The 18,386-nt window shown below is 50.1% G+C and carries 12 protein-coding genes; 7 read left to right on the forward strand and 5 right to left on the reverse strand.

Annotation, left to right across the window (positions count from 1 at the left end; genetic code table 11):
* Positions 1-24: 24 nt before the first annotated feature.
* Both ACJJIE_RS14505 and ACJJIE_RS14510 read right to left on the reverse strand, forming a co-directional pair.
* A complete protein-coding gene (locus ACJJIE_RS14505) occupies positions 25-1,428 on the reverse strand; it encodes an alanine/glycine:cation symporter family protein (protein ID WP_444892148.1) in 1,404 nt (467 codons plus the stop codon).
* A gap of 177 nt (positions 1,429-1,605) precedes the next feature.
* A complete protein-coding gene (locus tag ACJJIE_RS14510; RefSeq protein WP_444892149.1) occupies positions 1,606-3,123 on the reverse strand; it encodes an MFS transporter in 1,518 nt (505 codons plus the stop codon).
* 186 nt (positions 3,124-3,309) lie between these two features.
* On the opposite strand from ACJJIE_RS14510, the gene ACJJIE_RS14515 reads away from it, so the two are divergent.
* The 3 genes from ACJJIE_RS14515 (at position 3,310) to ACJJIE_RS14525 (ending at position 8,570) form a co-directional block, all read left to right on the forward strand.
* On the forward strand, positions 3,310-5,751 hold the full coding sequence (locus ACJJIE_RS14515) for a glycoside hydrolase family 31 protein (RefSeq protein ID WP_444892150.1): 2,442 nt from the start codon (positions 3,310-3,312) through the stop codon (positions 5,749-5,751).
* A 51-nt stretch (positions 5,752-5,802) separates the two neighbouring features.
* Positions 5,803-7,716, forward strand: a complete 1,914-nt coding sequence (locus ACJJIE_RS14520) for an alpha-amylase family glycosyl hydrolase (RefSeq protein WP_444892151.1) — start codon at positions 5,803-5,805, stop codon at positions 7,714-7,716.
* 506 nt (positions 7,717-8,222) lie between these two features.
* Positions 8,223-8,570, forward strand: coding sequence for a hypothetical protein (locus ACJJIE_RS14525; RefSeq protein ID WP_444892152.1), 348 nt, complete (start codon positions 8,223-8,225; stop codon positions 8,568-8,570).
* 47 nt (positions 8,571-8,617) lie between these two features.
* On the opposite strand, the gene ACJJIE_RS14530 is transcribed toward ACJJIE_RS14525, so the two are convergent.
* Positions 8,618-11,167 (reverse strand): alpha amylase C-terminal domain-containing protein, encoded by a 2,550-nt coding sequence (locus ACJJIE_RS14530; RefSeq protein WP_444892153.1) that lies wholly within the window; start codon positions 11,165-11,167, stop codon positions 8,618-8,620.
* Positions 11,168-12,065: 898 nt separating this feature from the next.
* A complete protein-coding gene (locus ACJJIE_RS14535; RefSeq protein WP_444892154.1) occupies positions 12,066-12,254 on the reverse strand; it encodes an ADP-ribosylglycohydrolase family protein in 189 nt (62 codons plus the stop codon).
* Positions 12,255-12,511: 257 nt separating this feature from the next.
* Here ACJJIE_RS14535 and ACJJIE_RS14540 point away from each other — a divergent pair, with 257 nt between their 5' ends.
* From ACJJIE_RS14540 to ACJJIE_RS14550, 3 genes are all read left to right on the forward strand, one after another.
* Positions 12,512-12,910: a hypothetical protein gene (locus ACJJIE_RS14540; protein WP_444892155.1), complete on the forward strand. Its 399-nt coding sequence runs from the start codon at positions 12,512-12,514 to the stop codon at positions 12,908-12,910.
* A gap of 485 nt (positions 12,911-13,395) precedes the next feature.
* Positions 13,396-13,935: a hypothetical protein gene (locus tag ACJJIE_RS14545; RefSeq protein WP_444892156.1), complete on the forward strand. Its 540-nt coding sequence runs from the start codon at positions 13,396-13,398 to the stop codon at positions 13,933-13,935.
* Between the two features lie 471 nt (positions 13,936-14,406).
* Entirely contained in the window at positions 14,407-15,258 is an 852-nt protein-coding gene (locus ACJJIE_RS14550; RefSeq protein ID WP_108734685.1) for a universal stress protein, read from the forward strand.
* Between the two features lie 67 nt (positions 15,259-15,325).
* Here ACJJIE_RS14550 and ACJJIE_RS14555 read toward each other — a convergent pair whose 3' ends face one another.
* Positions 15,326-16,972: an alpha-amylase family glycosyl hydrolase gene (locus tag ACJJIE_RS14555; protein WP_444892157.1), complete on the reverse strand. Its 1,647-nt coding sequence runs from the start codon at positions 16,970-16,972 to the stop codon at positions 15,326-15,328.
* Positions 16,973-17,242: 270 nt separating this feature from the next.
* Between ACJJIE_RS14555 and ACJJIE_RS14560 the strand changes: the two genes are divergently transcribed.
* Positions 17,243-18,091: a DUF3014 domain-containing protein gene (locus ACJJIE_RS14560; RefSeq protein WP_444892158.1), complete on the forward strand. Its 849-nt coding sequence runs from the start codon at positions 17,243-17,245 to the stop codon at positions 18,089-18,091.
* Positions 18,092-18,386 lie beyond the last annotated feature (295 nt).

Raw genomic sequence — 18,386 nt, forward strand, 5'->3', positions numbered from 1 at the left:
GACTATTTAGTCTGCCTTTTTTAATTAGGAAGCCTCGGCCTCCTTTCTCTTTGTTAAATCCATACGGGTAAAATAATCGTGAGCCGCTCGATTAACATGCCTTGCCAGCAATAAAGTAGACACCATTGTTGGAATCGCCATTACCGCATACATCCCGATGATGATGCTGTTTACCGCACTTAAAGAAGCCACCGCACCCAATATAATCAGCACCATGTAGAGTCCGGTATAAAGACCCTGCCAGCGGCCACCGAAAAGAAAAACATAGCACTTCATGCCGTAATACCAGCAGGTAACGATAGTGCTGAAAGCCAGCGGAAGGACCATTAGCAGTAGCAAAATTGGGCCGAACTGCCCAAACACCTGAGAAAATGCCTGTGCAGTCAGGGTAACGCCTGCAATATCCCCTTCCTGCTGCCAAGCGCCAGTCAGTAATATCACCAGGGCGGTGCAAGTGCAGATAACCAGTGTGTCTACAATGGGGCCCAGCATGGCAACTACGCCTTCTCGAACGGGCTCACGGGTTTTCGCTGCACCATGGGCCAAAGACTCTGTGCCTATACCCGCCTCATTGGAAAATGCACCCCGGCTCACCCCTACTGTGATTACCGAACCCAGAGTACCTCCAGCAATAGCTTGACCGCTGAAAGCATCCGAGAAGATTAACGCAAATGCTGCCGGTACCTGCTCCCAGAAGCTGGCAATCACCACAAGGGTCATGCCCAGATAAAACAGCACCATGCCCGGCACTACTCTTGCGGAGAATTTACCGATACGCTGGATACGACCGGCAATAACGTAGGCCGATGCAACAGCAATTAATAAGCCAATAACAAAATCAAAAGTGAGTGAACCTCCGGGTGCTACCCAACCCAAGGGCTCAGCAAAAGACTCGCGCAGTAGCTGCGTGGTTTGATTGGACTGAAACACCGGCAACATACCGCAGAGTCCCGCCACGGCAAACAGTACCGCGAGCGGCATCCAGCGTCGGCCCAACCCCTCGCGAATAACATACATGGGGCCACCTTGCAGTTCCCCGGAGGCATCGCGACCGCGAAACATCACCGCCAGCGTCGCTGTATAAAACTTGGTAGCCACCCCCACCAGGGCGGTTACCCACATCCAGAAAATCGCCCCAGGCCCACCAATCGTAATTGCGATGGCAACCCCGGAAATATTGCCCAACCCTAGGGTTCCCGACAGCGCTGTGGATAGCGCTTGGCTATGATTCACTTCGCCAGGGTCATTGGGATCATCATATCGGCCACTTAAAAGCCCAATACTGTGCCCAAGATGGCGGTAGGGACGGCCACGAGAATAGATTAATAGCGCGAGGCCGCCACCAACGAGTAGCACTAATAAGGGGGGACCCCAGACAAAACTGGCAAAAGCCTCTAATGCCTGATCAATTGCAGGGAATATCGACATAATTTAATTCATTTCCGGTGAGATCCGCCCAGTCTAGGTACGCTCACACCAGACTGTCAAAATGCCACCATAAAACTCCGTAGCCCCATAAATGCGAAAACTTTGGGAAAACCTGGAATCCCGGCAATAAAAAAGCCCCTAACAGGGGCTTTTTTAACAATCTTTTACAACTTTTTATCAAGCTGTAGTAGTTGCCTTTAATGCGGGCTCGGGTTCAGAACTCTCCCTCACAAGCGCCACCGATATAGCGCCAAGCAACATACACACCCCCGCCAAAACAATGATGTAAATTGCCTGGTTTTCGAAAACTGTTTTCAATATCAAGCCAGCTACCAGGGCGGAAACAATCTGCGGGGCTGCGATAGTGAAATTAAAAATCCCCATATAAACACCAGTCTTATCCGCCGGCAGCGAGTCGGAGAGGATCGCATAGGGCATCGCCAGAATAGCGGCCCAGGCAATGCCCACACCCACCATCGGTAGCAATAATCCCAGGGCGCCACTGGGTACGGAAACTTCTGTAATCAACAGATTCACCTGTGTGGGATCACCCCCCTGGAAGAACAGGAAGCTGATGTATCCCAAACCGCCCAGTGCCAGCGATAGGGAATAAGTGAGCTTACGCCCCAGCACCTGAGACAAACGGGCCAGGACAATAGAGAAGATCGCTGCGAACAGGGAGTAAGCAGCAAAAATAATTCCTACCCAGTCACCAGCAGCACCCTTGGCGGCAGCGATATGTGCGGGAATTTCTTTGACGCTTTCCAGATAGGCGGGATCAAACCACTTGGCTTCCACTCCCCAAACGTGCTGAGTGATCGCAGGCGTGGTGTAAACCCACATAATAAACAGGGCAAACCAGGAGAAGAATTGCACCAGGGCCAGCTGGCGCATAGTGCGCGGCATTTTAATTAGCAGCTGGAAAAAACCGGTCAAGCGCTTTGCCAGTGGGGTTTTTTGCTGTCTCTCCCGCTCAAGTTGCGCGGAGTCGAGACCTTTATAGGCATTGTACTGCTCCGGCGGATACTCCTTGGTGCGCAGCACAGTCCACAACACACTGCCCAGCAGCACTGTGGCGCCGATATAGAAAGCCCCTATAACGGAGGGCGCCACCTCTCCCGCACGGGCAGTATTTTCCAGACCAATCACATTAGTCAGGATGAATGGCAACATGGAGCCGAAGATGGCGCCAATGTTAATCAGCAAAGACTGTATCGAGTAACCCAGGGTGCGCTGCTCTGATGGCACCATGTCGGATACCAGGGCGCGGAAAGGCTGCATGGTCACGTTAAAGGCCGCGTCCATCAGGGCCAACATAACGCCGCCAAAGATAATGGGGGCCACTATCGCCACCACAATCCCAGCATTGGGCATAAACGCCATCCCCAGGGCTGCGGCGATGGCACCAAAAAGGATAAAGGGGTTGCGGCGACCGAAGCGACTCCAGGTCCGGTCCGAAGCCGAACCCACGATCGGCTGTACGATCAGTCCCATTAGCGGCGCCACTATCCAGAATAGAGACAGGGAGTGAAGGTCCGCCCCTAGATCAGACAAGATTCTACTGGCATTGGCATTTTGCAGAGAAAAGCCAAATTGCACCCCGAGAAAACCGAGACTGACATTCCACACCTGCCAAAAGGGCAAGCGCGGTTGCTGGGCTTGCGGCGCAACGGCGCTGCTTGCTGATTGGGTCATAGAGGTCACCGCATCACTAGTTATGCTTATTCTGCCATTCTCACACGCACTCCCGGAGCATCCATCCTCCCCCATAGGGGAGGATGCGGGCCAGATCCTTCGCTTTAGGATAAACTCAGGCCCATGCGTATACGCCGGGCCAACACAAAACAGTGAATCCTAATCAAGCAACTGAAGTCCCGCGCGATGATCCTAAAACTCCCACTCCTGCGCCTGGTGTGCCTCGCAGCTACACTCTGCCTGAGCGCTCAATCCCTGGCCGCTGAACAGCGCAACTACCGCGATCACACCATGAGCGAAGACTCACTAACTGTACAGACGAGTGAGGGCGAGGTCACCCTCACCCCGGTTGGTCCGTCAGCGCTATCGGTGCACTATCGCCGCGAAGGCCTGAAGCAGTTGCCCTCATTTGCGTTGGCCAGCGATTCTGCCGGCCGACCCGAGGCTACACTGGAGCAAAAAGGGGACAAGCTCGTTTACCGCACTGGCTCGCTTACTGCAGTCATCCACAAGTCTCCCTTCCGAATCGAGTACTTGCGCGGTAGCGAACACATCCTGAGTGAAGAGCGTGGTTTCTTTGCCACCGAGACGATACGCGGATTCCGTTTCGCACTGTCGCCAGAGGAAAAACTGCTGGGTGGCGGAGAGCGGGTTATGGGGATGGACCGTCGCGGTCAACGCCTGCCCCTGTATAACCGTGCCCATTACGGATACACCACCGAATCCAACCAGATGTATTTTTCCCTGCCAGCAGTACTGTCCAGCAACAAATACATTCTGCTGTTCGACAACTCTGCCACCGGCACCCTGGATCTGGGCGCAAACGAAGAAGATATCCTGCAATTTGAAGCCGTAGCCGGACGCACCGCTTACATCGTGGTAGCCGGTGAGACTTATCCACAGTTGCTGGAAAATTATGTATCCACAACTGGCAAACAGCCCCTGCCACCTCGTTGGGCCCTGGGTAACTTCGCCTCGCGCTTTGGCTATCACAGCGAAGCTGAAGTCCGCGCAACCGTGGATAAGTTTGCCGAAGAAGATTTCCCCCTGGACGCCCTGGTGTTGGACCTCTACTGGTTTGGCCCGGATATCAAAGGCCATATGGGCAATCTTGCCTGGGACAAGGAAGCCTTTCCCGAACCAGAAAAGATGATGGCCGACCTTAAAAAGCACGGCATCAATACCATCCTGGTGACCGAACCTTTTGTCCTCTCCACCTCCGAACGCTGGCAGGAAGCCGTGGCGAATAATGCCCTGGCCAAAAACCAGGCCGGAGAGCCCAAGCGTTTTGATTTCTACTTCGGCAATACCGGCCTGATCGATGTCTTCTCCGAAGATGGCCGCGACTGGTTCTGGAATATTTACGACGGGTTATTGGAACAGGGCGTAGCCGGTTGGTGGGGCGACCTGGGTGAACCGGAAGTTCACCCCTCCGATACCGTTCACGCAATCGGTATGGCCGATGAAATCCACAACGCCTTCGGCCACGCCTGGGCGCAATTACTGCACGAACGCCAAACGGCAAAGCACCCTGAGCGCCGCCCCTTTATTATGATGCGCGCCGGTTTTGCCGGCTCCCAGCGCTACGGAATGATCCCCTGGACCGGCGACGTCGCTCGGGAATGGGGTGGCTTACAGCCCCAGGTGGAATTGGCTCTGAGTATGGGCTTGCTGGGCTTTGGCTACACCCATTCAGACCTGGGCGGCTTTGCCGGCGGCGAGAAATTTGACCGCGAACTCTATATCCGCTGGTTACAGTACGGCGTATTCCAACCGGTTTACCGCCCGCACGCCCAGGAGCATATTGCTTCCGAACCGGTTTTCCACGATCGCCGCACCCGCGATATCCTGCGCGAGTATGTAAAACTACGCTATCGCCTGCTGCCCTACAACTACACCCTCGCCTTCGAAAACAGCCAGACCGGCATGCCGCTGATGCGCCCGCTATTTTTCGAAAACGAAAGTGACCTATCTCTCCTGGACTACAAGGATGCCTACCTTTGGGGGCAGGACTTCCTCGTTGCCCCGGTCGTGGAAGAAGATGTGGATGAGGTCGCGGTAAAACTGCCCGGCGGCACCTGGTTCGATTACTGGACTGATGAACAATATTCTGGCGATCAGGCCCTGGTAGAGGTGAACCTGAAAACGATTCCTGTACTGGTGCGGGCCGGCGCCATTATTCCCACCATTGACGATATTCACAGCAGCCGCGATTACTCCAGTAAAAACCTGATCCTGGACTACTACGCGCACCCATCAGCAGCAAAGTCCGAGCGCTATGTTTATGAAGATGATGGCGCTACCGCGCAGGCTTTTGAAAAAGGCAAATACGAGAAGCTGCATTTCTCAGCTGAAAACAAACAGCAGGGTTTAGCCTTTGCCTTTAAACGCGAAGGAGACGGTTATACCGGTATGCCGGAATCCCGCAAGGTCAATTTAAAGATCCACAACTGGCAACAAGTGCCTGCGCAGCTCGATGTTACCGGCGAATCCCTGCCTATTTTCGACACTGAAAAAGACTTTGCTCAGGCACCCCGTGGGGCCTGGTACAACAAGCGCAAGCAGCAACTGCTGGTTAAATTTGACTGGCACAAAGAACCGCTGGATTTAGTGCTCAAAAATCAATAATTCAGCAAACCGCTGTTCACTGACAAAAAAATTTAAAGTCATCAGGAAACAATGAAGAAGTTACATTCCCTGTTTATTGCCAAACTCCTTTCGGCTTCCCTACTGGGCGCTGCTCTATTCGGCACTGCCGGCTGCAGCCAGGAGAGCAGCCCGGAAGAAATACAGCCCGCTGAAAAAGTTGCAGAGAAAAAAGCCGTTATCTACCAAGTGCTACCGCGCTTATTTGGCAACACTAACCTCACCAACAAACCCTGGGGCACACTCGAAGAGAATGGTGTGGGCAAGTTCTCCGACTTTACCCCAAAAGCACTGAATAAAATCCACGCGCTGGGCGCCACCCATATCTGGTACACCGGCGCCCTGCACCACGCGCTCGTTGGCGACTATACGGAATACGGTATCAGTAACGATGATCCAGATGTGGTCAAAGGCCGCGCCGGCTCTCCCTATGCCATCAAGGATTACTACAGCGTAAACCCAGACCTGGCCAATAACCCAGCAGAGCGATTACAGGAATTCCGCGCACTGGTGGAACGCAGCCACGCGGCCGGCCTGAAAGTAATTATCGATATAGTGCCTAACCATGTAGCCCGCGCCTATCATTCTCTCGATAAACCCCAAGGCGTGCAGGATTTTGGCGCTGGCGACAACACCCAGGTCACCTACGCCCGCAACAACAATTTCTACTATGTGGTGGGCGAAGACTTCCGCGTGCCCGTTGCAGAAGACAGTTATCAGCCACTCAATGGCGAAGCCAATGATCTTGTCGATGGGCAGTTTGTAGAGAGTCCAGCTAAATGGACCGGTAATGGCGCGCGCAGTGCACAACCTGCCATGCACGACTGGTATGAAACCGTCAAAATTAATTTTGGCGTTCGCCCCGATAACAGCAAGAACTTTTCTGAGCTACCCCAGGAATATGCCGAGCGCGACTACCGGGCCCACGCCCAGTTTTGGGCAGACAAGAAAGTCCCAGACACCTGGGAAAAATTCCGCGATATCGCCCACTACTGGCTGGACTTTGGCGTGGACGGATTCCGCTATGATATGGCCGGTATGGTGCCGGTAGAATTCTGGAGCTACCTGAATTCCTCCATCAAAATGCGCAACCCCAACACACTGTTACTTGCCGAAATCTATACTCCAGAGCGCTATCGGGATTATCTGCATCTGGGCAAAATGGATTATCTCTACGATAAAGTCGGTACTTACGACGCTATTCGTGCGGTCATGGAGAACAAGGGCAGCGCAGATAAAATCGCAGAGGTGCAGGCAAGCCTGATAGATATCTCCTCTCACATGTTGCGCTTTATGGAGAATCACGACGAGCAGCGTATTGCCAGCCCACAATTTTCTGGCAACCCAGAGGCAGGCAAACCTGCAATGCTGGTGTCTGCCACGCTCTCTCCAGCCCCTACCTTGGTTTACTTTGGCCAGGAGTTAGGAGAGCCCGCCAATAAAGATGCCGGCTTCGGCAAAGCCAGCCGCACCACCATTTTCGACTACTGGTCAGTACCCAGTGTACGCCGCTGGAACAATGAGGGCGCTTTTGACACTGCACTGCTGACAAAAGAAGAAAAAGAGCTGCGCAGCTTCTACCAGCGCCTGCTTAATTTCTCCAAACAGAGCCCGGCCTTACTTGGCGATTACCTGGACTTGCACAGCTACAACCGCAAGCAAAACTCTGGCTATGGGGAAAAACAATTCTCCTTTGCCCGCTGGAGTGAACATGAAAAATTGTTGGTAATCGCCAACTTCGATAACAGGGCTGTGGAGTTTAATTTTCAGTTGCCTACAGCACTTCTAGAGGCCTGGAAACTACAACCGGGCAGCTACCTGGCTGAAAGCCAGACATCCAATAAGGTGGCAAACCTTATCTTGGAAAAAGACCAAGCCTCCACAAAGATCCAGTTGGCACCCTACGAAAGCCATATCTTTGCAATATCCACTGCTCCCCAGAATTAGCCTCTCAGCCCTGGAGGGGACTACTCCCCTCCAAGAACGCTTAAGCACAGCAATTTATACCCACCCTACCCCCTTTCTCACAACATAATCCCGACAATCCCTAACCATACTCATCAGGTAACTCGCTTGACATAAACACTACCCCATGTATATTGCCCGCAACTATATTGTGCACAATTTAAATAAAAGCCGAAATTGATATGCAAGGGGAGATTATGAACCGACAACCTAGCCACTATTTTTCACCACTAAACATAATTTTGGCTGCACTTTTAGCATCAGTAGCACTTCCTACAATGGCTAAAACTAACAAGGCTGAACAGAGCGAAGCACCTATCCAGGTGACAGACGAGACTTTTAACTGCATCCGAGATATGACCAAGGTGCGGGGGTTTTATGTGGATAATTTACTGGGAGATCTGGATGGGACTCTAGAGGTCGCAAACTCCAACACTGGAGGTGTTTATCCTCCTGGATCAGTGGTCCAGTTAGTCCCCGGGGAAGTGATGGTCAAACACCAAAAAGGCTTTAACCCCGCCACTAAAGATTGGGAGTTTTTTGAACTGGATGTTTCTGAGGAAGGCAGCAAAATCCGTAAGCGAGGTTTTGTTGATGTAGTTAACCGTTTTGGAGGTAACTGCTTTGCCTGCCATATCCAGGCCAAACCGCAATGGGATTTAATTTGCGAAACCGGACACGGCTGTGAACCCATACCACTGACAAAAGAAATACTCGCCTTGCTGCAAAAAACCGATCCTCGTTGTGAATCGAACCCAGAGTTAAATCAAGAAGAGATTGCAAAATTGCAGGCGCTACAACAAGCACTGCAGGCTAAAGAAAAAGAAAATAAATAACTAAAGAAGCCTGCAGTCCAACTTCCTGGCCTGCAGGCTCTTATCAATTACAGTGCAATCACACTATAAGTCATAGTTTGATCATTCACCTGCACCTTGTAGCTTCCGCTTACAGAGGTGTAGACATCAGATCCACCCTGCTCCAAGTCACCATCGGAGTCGCTATCGCCATAGTTTTCACTCCAGTCAGCATTAACATCGAACTTAAAACGCTGCTGGGATTGGCCATCAAAATTTACCTGGATTTCCCAGGTATTGTCGGCAACTAATTCCATAGCATCAGCACCCCAACTATTTGGTGTGCCACGGAAATAAAGTGAGGAAAAGTTGGATGCGTAACTACCACAGTCTGCACAGGTCAGGCTGTAGCTCAGGGTTTCATCATTTACCTCAACAATATAGGTACCTGATACATCAGTGTAGATATCATCCCCACCCTGCTCCAGAGAGCCGTCCGCATTGTTATCCCCGTAGTTTTCAGCCCAGTCACTGCTGACATCAAACTTAAAGCGCTGGTTACTGCTGCCATCAAACGCCACAGTGGCACGCCAGGTATTATCTGCAACCAGGGTCATCGCCTGAGTGCCCCAGCTATTGGGCGTACCGCGGAAATTTAATGCCGTAAAGTTATGAGCATAACCAGCATTGGGATCAGTCACGGTAATGGTTGCCGTAGCACTATCGGTTAAGCCATCGTTGTCAGTAACAGTGACCGTCTCGGTATAAGTGCCCGCACTGGCGAAGCTCAAAGATTTCGTGGAAGAACTACCACCACTGCTCCAGCTATAGGAAACCACACTACCGTCGCTATCAGTAGAGCTGCTGGCATCCAGGGTGATACTCTGATTGACTTCTACTGTGCTGGATACTGGAGTCACGGTTGCAGTAGGTGCCTGCTGGGAAGAAACCTCAGTGATCGAATAGGCCAGAGTCTCATCATTTACTTCAATGAGATAGTTTCCGGTTACTGAGGTATAAATATCTGCTCCGGTTTGATCCAGTGTGCCATCAGCACCATCGTCACCGTAATTTTCGGTCCAGTCACCGTAGATATCCAACTTAAAGCGTTGGTCTGCCTGGCCATCAAAATTAACCACCAATTGCCAGGTATTATCTGCTACCAATTCAAAAGCTGTTGCTTCCCAATTATTTGCAGTGCCACGGAAATAAAGGCTGGGGAAACCCGTCCCAGAACATTCATCACCACAGGGACCAGATAGTTGCCCACCGTGAATGGCAGCAGCGGAATAAGCTGCAACATTGAAAGTGGCATAGCCATTGCTGCCTACGGAAATAACATCGCCACTGCACTCATCATCTCCCGCCAGGACATTACAGTAGTCCCCTGCAGGAAGCCCTGTATACAGCGTCTGGCTGAGAGAGTTACCCTCGTTATTGATAACAACGTAGCCTTTATCACCACGTCCAAAAGCAATCTGGTTATCTCCGTTATCCCACCAATTTTCCATACTGGTGCCATCGGTGTAGTTACGGAAACCCACCATATTGGCAATATTGCCCCATCGGTGCTGACATACCCATTCATTGTTTTCACAGCTTTCCGGTCCAGTGCTGGGGGGACCTATATCCGTATCGGTAAAGTCATAACCCGACATTACCTTCGGATAGCCATAGGGGTGTGCCAACATAAACACGTTGGCCAGGTTGTACTTGTAGCCATCGTGATAGGTCAGGTTACCGCCGCCACCGTGGCCTCGTTCACGATCGTGGTTATCGATAAAGTGAACTGCATCGCTGGAAGATAAAAGTCCCCAACTCTCACCGATACTAGCGAGGTTTTTAATTTGGCCGTTAAAATTACTTGCCACATCAGTGCCGTACTTGAATTCAGTCACACGGCCCAGGAATGTATAATTCGATGGCTGGATTTCAGAGGCTTCGCCGTCTGCACCGATAACTTCAGAAAATATCCACGGATTGCCGGCTTTACTCATGATGCCGTACATATCACTGGGAGACATGTGCTTAACCGCATCTACGCGGAAACCGGCAATACCCATATCCTGCAATTTATTCAGGTAATCAGCCAGGGTCTGCTGTACATAGCTGGAAGCTGTATCCAAGTCTGGCAGTCCAACCAAGCGACAATCCCAGACATTATCGGCATCACTGTAGTTATCGACCGTGCACTCGGAGTGGTAATCCCAGGAGGAAAATTCCGGGTGATTCAATAGTGTCCACTCAGTACCGCCCCAACCCGTACCACCGCCATTCCAGGCTGCCGTGTGGTTAATCACAGCATCTGCATAAACCTTAACACCCGCTGCATTACAGCGGTCGATCATACTCTGCAGCTCCTCCTCGGTACCGCTGCGACTGGTCAGGTTAGAGTAAGTTACCGGCTGGTAACGCGCCCACCAGGTAGAATGGCTGACATGCTCTTGGGGCGGTGAAATCTGTACCGCATCAAATCCTTTCGGCCCCAGGAACTCCTCACATTCGCTGGCGATATCATTCCAGCTCCATTCAAACAGGTGTACAAAGGCTGTGCCTGCGCTGGCATGGGTACTGGACATGGCTCCGAGTACGATACTCGCGCCTCCCAGAAGCCCTTTTAGTGGAAATTGTTTTTTCATTTTAGCTTTCCTTTTTCTCTCATCTGTAGTCGTTATCTTTTTTGTATAAGGAGAACCCCAGAGGCAGTTGCCTACCAATAGTTAATGGCTCTCCATTTCTACATAAGTAGGGTCAATCTATAAGCACGCCTTTTCCCAGGCATTTGCAGATACTTGGATTGCGTTCGCCCCACAGTAGGAGCTAGAAATATTCTCCTAAGGCGACACAACCAATAGGCATTCGCTCAAGAAAAGAATTTGTGGGAAGCACCGCAAACGGCGAAGAAAAGTTCAGGCTTATCATCACAGGTGACCATTTATTATTTTTTGCAATTCAAGCCAGATATTTGGGAATCCCAACTACACAGTATCTAAACCGCTGGATTGCTATACCCGACCAATTGATCACTCATCCTGAGATATCCACAGACCACCAAAGGCATCAATAAACCGGTAGTATGTGAACAAATACCGAACAGCAGCGGTAATATGCACCTCCTGTGCTACTGCAAGCCCGAAATTACAACTATTCGGGCTTTTGGAAGGCTAATAATCAGTGCTTGAGAGCACATCCTCCCTATAGGGGGCGTAGTAGATATTTGTGCTACAGGTCTAAATAGCGAAGATAATTTGGCTTTTAAGACCAAAATTTAAACAGACGGGAAAACATAATCACTCACAACTCTAGCTTTAAATACTTGAAATAATGACGGTATGTGAGCACTTCTTAGCAATGACTCTAGATAGATAGAAATTAATACCCCAGATATTTCTTAGTTATTCCATGAGCATAATCACAGTGTTCATCAAACTCACTTACAGGCTAAATTCGAAACTCCATTAGATCTTGAGCTATTTCTGATGTCTAATCAGATAGCTCAAGTTGAGCCAGCCAATTTTCAGGAATTGCACCAACACCCTAATTGGCACCAATCAGGTTTCCGCTAATAGAGCCTGTAGAATCTAAATCGCCATCGTGATTAACAGCCATCAGCAACGCTTCTTTGAGGCTTGGAGATTTAAGGGCACAGTAAACTGAAATAACATGAGCCTCTTCAGCCAATTCGATAGCTGTGAGCGTTTTCTTATAAATTGAATGTTTCCACAACTTTATTTTTGCTGTAGTAATTCCTTATTTATTCGAGTTTAGCTCAATATTGCACCCCCAGATAAAAATCAGGATAATAGTAGTCGGGATGACCAACATATAAACGTTAAGTTAATTATGAATTGTAAAGCAACTATTCAGTTTGAAGACGTGAGATAATCAAGGCAGCCACCGTTGATAAATTTCAGCATGGTTCGCTTCGCTCACTTTACCACCCTTAGCTCCGCTCGGTTATCACGATATTAGAAAATAAGAATATGGAAAATATATATACCCCCCCTAATTCTGTTGAAACAAATGAATGCCAGCTCTTGACTTGGAAAAAGGTACTAAGTTCTATCTTCTCAGTAATCTCAGCGACCGTCTATTTTCTTGGTTATTGGTTAACCCCTTATTTTGCTGAAATGTACGCTAACTTTGGCGTAGAATTGCCATTCCAGACCATATTTCTTATTGAACTACACCCTTACTTACTATTACTTTCGATTATGAGCTTTTTGCCAATGGTTGTCTGGCATCAATCTGAGCTACTGATAAAAGTAAAATATGGAATGTTTCGCATTTCATTTATACATTTTATCATTTCAATTGTTGAGATTGCTTTCTTACTGTGGTCCCTATATGCTCCAATTTACGCTCTTGGACAAAGTGTATAAATCCCGACATAATCGTGCACTATGAAAGCTGGTCTCTCTATAAATCACTAGCAAGGGGGGCGGGCGTAAAACATAGAAACTTCCTAACTTCAATTTGCCGCTTGAACACCCAAATCACTTAGCTTATCTATCTACCTCCTACAGCAGCTTTAGCAACCTTTTATATAAAGCCTGCTACGTTATGTAAGCCTATGTGGCAGTCAAGTTCTAGGTTATTTCCTCAGGCAATAGGCTCAAGTCTTTAACAGAGCGTATCTTAAACTAGTTGCCCTACAACTTAGTACTATAGCTTCATTCAAGTGCGTTCTTCCGTTGTCAGTAGAGAAAGTAATGTATTTTCCTTGTAAACTTACCGGGCAGTGAATATGTAGTTCATTTCATCTGCACTAACTATAAAACCGCTCAGCCGGTAACTGAAATAGACAGCTAGGGCTCGATCCCTACTGTGAAGTTTCAGCTTTTATATTCAAATTAAGGGGAAAAGGATGAAATTTTTCAAAGGAATAAAGGTGTTTTGCCTTGCCGTGACACTTTCAGCTTTATACGGATGTGGTGTCGCACACGTAAAAACAGACGTTCAAGCGCAAAGTTTTGAAGACTATAAAAATATATTAATACAAGATGTAAGGGTGTACTCAAATGAAAGTGCAGCCAAAAACAATAGTGCCCTACAGGAAAAAATGAAAAATTGGGAGCTCCATACCCGCAGTGAACTCGAGGAATTTGCCAGAGAGAGCGATTATCAACTCGTCAATTCCTTAGATGAAGCTGAAGGCAAGACTTTGCTCGTTGATCTTGATGTGAAGGTTCAATACGGAAATCGCGCATTGCGCTGGGCTGTTGGCTTTGGCGCAGGAAAGGGAGGCGTTGACTCTGTCCTGACTGTTAAGGACTCCGAAACCGGTGATGTTAAATACAAGGCTCACGCCGATAGTGATCTGTCCGTGGGCGGTGCAGGTGGAGATATTGGCGCTGTACTTAAGAAAAATATCAAGGCGCTCATTGACCAGTATCGGGAAGTCTAAACCTTACGAATTGAGCACTAGGGACGCGCGTATAGTGCGCGCTCCCTCTTCACCGAGTAAGTTTCTTTGGGAAAGACTAAAAGAACCGATCACGGCTTAACTCAAAGAGCCTGTAGCCGATAGTTACTTATGGTGTTGTAGTTAGCCCCCCCACTCCCTAAGTAATTCCAATCCCAACATACTCCAACCAGCTCTCAATAATGCTACCAGGCAAGAATACATTTTGAATTCTGGTCACCCGCATTTTGGTTGCAGTGGGCTTGCACGTGCTACCTATAAACTTGATCTACCTCAATACCCCCACCCCCAACTTCGCCATTATGCGCAACAAAATTATTCGATGAGATAGGCGCCAAATTCGACAAATGGGACAGTCAGGTACTCGGGCTGACCACCCCATCATGGTAGATTAGACCTCATGGTCAACTGCAGGTCGCACTGGCCAGTAACACGCTTAGTTGAGGAGAAAAAATGGAGCAGCAAAGCACCGTATTCGTTGTAGTGGACCCTAACGATGAGAAGCATGTAGCTCTGGAGCGAGCCCTGATTACTTCACGTGGACGCAATCCTCAGCCGCGACTGGCTGTATTCGTCGCAGTTGATGGTGAAGCGGTGGATACCCGTGCGGTAAACGACCACCTATTTCGCGATGAGTCGTGGTTCCGTGAACAAATTCGTGAACCCATCTCAGAAGCTGGTCTTTCCTGTGAGATCACTGTTTGCTGGTCCAGTGATTGGCAGGCGGCCATCGTGCAGGAATCAAAGCGTTGCAACGCAGAAATGATCTACCTACCAGTACACGCGAAGAACAGCCGTCGCTTTACCTTCGCCGAGTCCAAGTGGCGAGTCCTGAAAACAGCGCGCTGCCCAGTGGTATTGATTCGCCCCGGCGCCAAGGACGAGCGCAAAGTTGTATTGGCTACCGTTAACTACCAGGCAAAAACCCTCGAACAGCGCGAGCTCAATCGCCAGATCAGCGAACGCGCGACCTATATCGCAGGTCATTACGGAGCAGAGCTACACCTCGTAAACGCCTTCCTGGATTCTATGCTCTACCCAGATCGCGGTGCTTTGGCCAAGCTTGCCGATAAAACCGGTGTCCCCACCCATCGCATTCACGTAAAGCGCGGCTATACCAGTGATGTTGTTGAGGAGGTGGCCCGTGAGATCGATGCAGATCTGGTCGTGATGGGAACTATGAATCAGTACGGCGAGACCGGTTCATTCCTGCGTGGCAATACTGCCGAGCGTGTAATTGGCCAGTTAGATGTTGATGTGATGGTATGTAACCAGTTCACCACAACAACAATGAACAACGATTAAGTCATCCCATTTTCAAGGATGCTGACAGCCCCAGCAGTGCTATCTGCCGGGGCTTTCTTTTTTGGATTTACTGCAATTTAGCAGATAGCAGTAGCACAGTTCCCTCGGTATCAAAAGTCACCCTGCCATCCTCAACTTTGGCTCGCTTGCCCGAGTAGTAATCGGTCAGTTCGATACCATCGGCAAACACACCTTTAACTGATACGCTCTTTTCACCCGCGGACAGTTCCATCGCCACAACTACCGGCTGCTCACCAGATAAGGTGCGGGAGAATGTATAAGGCTTATCCTCCAGCTTCTGGTGTACACCAGCGCCAACTGCCGGGTGCGATCGACGAAACTGCCCAAGCTTCTGCCAATGAGCCAGCAATGCACGGGTTTCCGGCTTTTCCAAGTCATCCCAGTTCATATTGGTGCGCATAGAGGCGTCGCCGAATGCGCGATCATCAATCATGGGGCGCGCCAGTTCATCACCGTAATATATCTGCACTGCACCGGGCGCCAACATCAGTTTACTTGCGGCATTCAGTGTGTGCTGACGCTCGCGGTCAAATGAGTGATGGTCATCGTGAGAGCCTAGATAATTTAGGACACCGAACCCTTTTAGTTCGCCACTGTTCAAGGCGGAAGAATAGCTGGAGAAAATATCCTCCGCTGGCCGGCCCGCAACCTGGGCAAAGTCGAAGTTAATCAGGCTGTCAAAACCGTACTGATAAAAGTCCACTTTCCGGTCGCTATAATCGTAGGAACGACCAACACTGGGACCGAAGTTGTTAACGCCAAAATGGTAAACTTCACCCACCATAAAGAAATTGCGATCATCCAATTTCTTCTTCGGGTTCTCAGCCTTCCACTCCGCCAGGGCTAAGTCCGCTTCCTTTTTCAGTATTGCCCAGGCTTGTGGCTCTACGTGTTTAACGGTGTCCACACGAAAGCCATCGACACCGTATTCACGCACCCAGTCGGTTAACCACTTGATCAGGTAATATTTGGGGGCACGGGGATAGCCAGTGCGCTCGAAAAAGGCATCCAGCTCGCGCTGCTCTTGCTGCAGGCGGCCTTCTTTTTTCCACTTTGCCACCAGTTGCGGCGGCAATTCGACATCTTTCTCACTCTCCGTGAGGATATCCGTCAAATTCGCGTGAATTGCACATTCAACGTTGCCGGCATAGTCAGACCAATCGCATTGCTGGCTATTGCGCAGCCAACTCGAGGGCCATCTGGAATCCTGTTCAGTGACTGGCCCGGTGTGATTGAGAATTACATCCAGCAATACGCGAATCCCCTGGCTGTGAGCTACCTCAATCAATTCTGCCAGTTCTGCTTCGGTGCCAAAGTTGGCATCTACGGCAGTCCAGTCCTTAGGCCAGTAGCCATGGAAAGCGTAGGTGTGTTTATCGGACTCATTGTAGCCATGGATGTTCTCAATCACCGGGGCCATCCAGATAGCATCGACCCCGAGATCATTAAAATACCCGGCTTCAATTTTCTCGATAACACCGCGCAGATCCCCTCCCTCAAAACCGCGCAGGTATGCTGCATCGTCTTTGCGGCCGTAGGGGAAATCATTGCTGCTATCGCCGTTATTAAAACGGTCCGGCAACATAAAATAGACTGTCGCATTGCGCCAAAAAGGGTCTACCGGCTCTGCAGCCAAGGCAGCTTGTACACCACCCAGCATCAGGCCAATCAATAAGCTGGTGAATTTTCCCATTGTTCTCTCTTTTATTCGCCGCTCAGAATTATTCAGAAGCTCCCCAGACCACTCTAATAGGCCCAGTAAATCAAACATCCTCCCGCGCGGGGGCGTAGGTGCTGCGCAGGGTATAAGACCGGCAATAAGGTTGTGCAATTACCCCATAGTAAAACTATTTTGCGAGCGGCGCTTTTGCAGAGTAATGTAAAACCAGCAGACCGCGAGAAACCGCAGCGCTTTGTCGTGGTCCAAGCGTCACATTCTGTTAGCAGTCAAAGGAGGCAGGGAATGTCGGAACAACAATCTAGGCAAGGGTGGATCATCGGCATTATTGTGGTGGTCGTTGTCGCTGCAGCAGCCTATTGGCTCTGGACCGGCGAGGAAAAGAAAAAAGAAATTCCCACCATCGGTGTTGTTGAAGAACCCCAAACTGCTCCCGAGCCAGAGGCCCTGGCACAACCTGAGAGCCAGGAACCAGCCCAGCCGCCCGAGGAGCCGGTCATTGAAGAGGAGCCCGGCAGAGAGCCGCCTCCCCCCCTGAACGAGAGCGACAAGGCCGCATATGACGAGTTAATGTCCTTGGCACCCGACGGCGCCCTGTCCCGCTGGCTGGTACCCGACGAAGTAATACGTAAATGGGTGGCCGCTGCCAACGCAGCATCCCGTGGTGAGCTGATTCACAAGCATCGCCCGCTGAAAACCATTCGCGGCCCCATCACCGTTACCGGGTCATCCGCTGAAGGCTACCAGCTGTCCCCGGAGAACTATCGCCGTTACGACCAACCAGTACGATTGTTCGCACTGGCTAACACTGATGCCATCATTACTTTGTATCAGTACTGGTACCCCCGTTTAGCTCAGGCCTATGGCGAGCTGGGGATTCGCAACAAGTCATTCCACCAGGTGGTGATTGGAGCAATCGACAATGTACTGGCAGCGCCAGATGTTGAAGGCCCTATTCAATTGATACGCCCATCGGTGTATTACAAATTTGCCGATCCAAAACTGGAAAAACTCCCTGGAATACAAAAGCTGATGATCCGCATGGGCCCCGACAATGCAGCCCGAGTTAAGGAAAAGCTGAAAGAGATAAAGGCTAAGCTCGAAGAAATGCCTGTTCAGGAGCAGGCCCAATAAGCATGCCTCGGGTCACTCAGCCCACAAGCTGGGTGGCCTCCCATCTTCAAAATTCGGTTATTTTTTGACCATTTTTTCGCCTGGACACAATAAACCCAGCCTTGATCAATTTGAACCGCCGAAAAACTTATTCAAAACACCAGCGGTCATAGCCATTCGATACTCAGCCCATAGTCATTGGGGTATATTACCGGCTGTTCACTTAACGATCCCAACACCAAGCGGTAACGGAGCGCCGCTGCCAAACGGCAACAGGCACTGCCCTATAGGAAAGATCCAGGGTTCAACAGGAGCG

This window comes from Microbulbifer maximicatervae (SeqCode), assembly GCF_052467325.1.

Bases quoted from the DNA above. Each gene is read 5' to 3' on its own strand.
- ACJJIE_RS14505 (WP_444892148.1), bottom strand. From the start codon at position 1,428: ATGTCGATATTCCCTGCAATTGATCAGGCATTAGAGGCTTTTGCCAGT.
- ACJJIE_RS14510 (WP_444892149.1), bottom strand. From the start codon at position 3,123: ATGACCCAATCAGCAAGCAGCGCCGTTGCGCCGCAAGCCCAGCAACCG.
- ACJJIE_RS14515 (WP_444892150.1), top strand. From the start codon at position 3,310: ATGATCCTAAAACTCCCACTCCTGCGCCTGGTGTGCCTCGCAGCTACA.
- ACJJIE_RS14520 (WP_444892151.1), top strand. From the start codon at position 5,803: ATGAAGAAGTTACATTCCCTGTTTATTGCCAAACTCCTTTCGGCTTCC.
- ACJJIE_RS14525 (WP_444892152.1), top strand. From the start codon at position 8,223: ATGGTCAAACACCAAAAAGGCTTTAACCCCGCCACTAAAGATTGGGAG.
- ACJJIE_RS14530 (WP_444892153.1), bottom strand. From the start codon at position 11,167: ATGAAAAAACAATTTCCACTAAAAGGGCTTCTGGGAGGCGCGAGTATC.
- ACJJIE_RS14540 (WP_444892155.1), top strand. From the start codon at position 12,512: ATGGAAAATATATATACCCCCCCTAATTCTGTTGAAACAAATGAATGC.
- ACJJIE_RS14545 (WP_444892156.1), top strand. From the start codon at position 13,396: ATGAAATTTTTCAAAGGAATAAAGGTGTTTTGCCTTGCCGTGACACTT.
- ACJJIE_RS14550 (WP_108734685.1), top strand. From the start codon at position 14,407: ATGGAGCAGCAAAGCACCGTATTCGTTGTAGTGGACCCTAACGATGAG.
- ACJJIE_RS14555 (WP_444892157.1), bottom strand. From the start codon at position 16,972: ATGGGAAAATTCACCAGCTTATTGATTGGCCTGATGCTGGGTGGTGTA.
- ACJJIE_RS14560 (WP_444892158.1), top strand. From the start codon at position 17,243: ATGTCGGAACAACAATCTAGGCAAGGGTGGATCATCGGCATTATTGTG.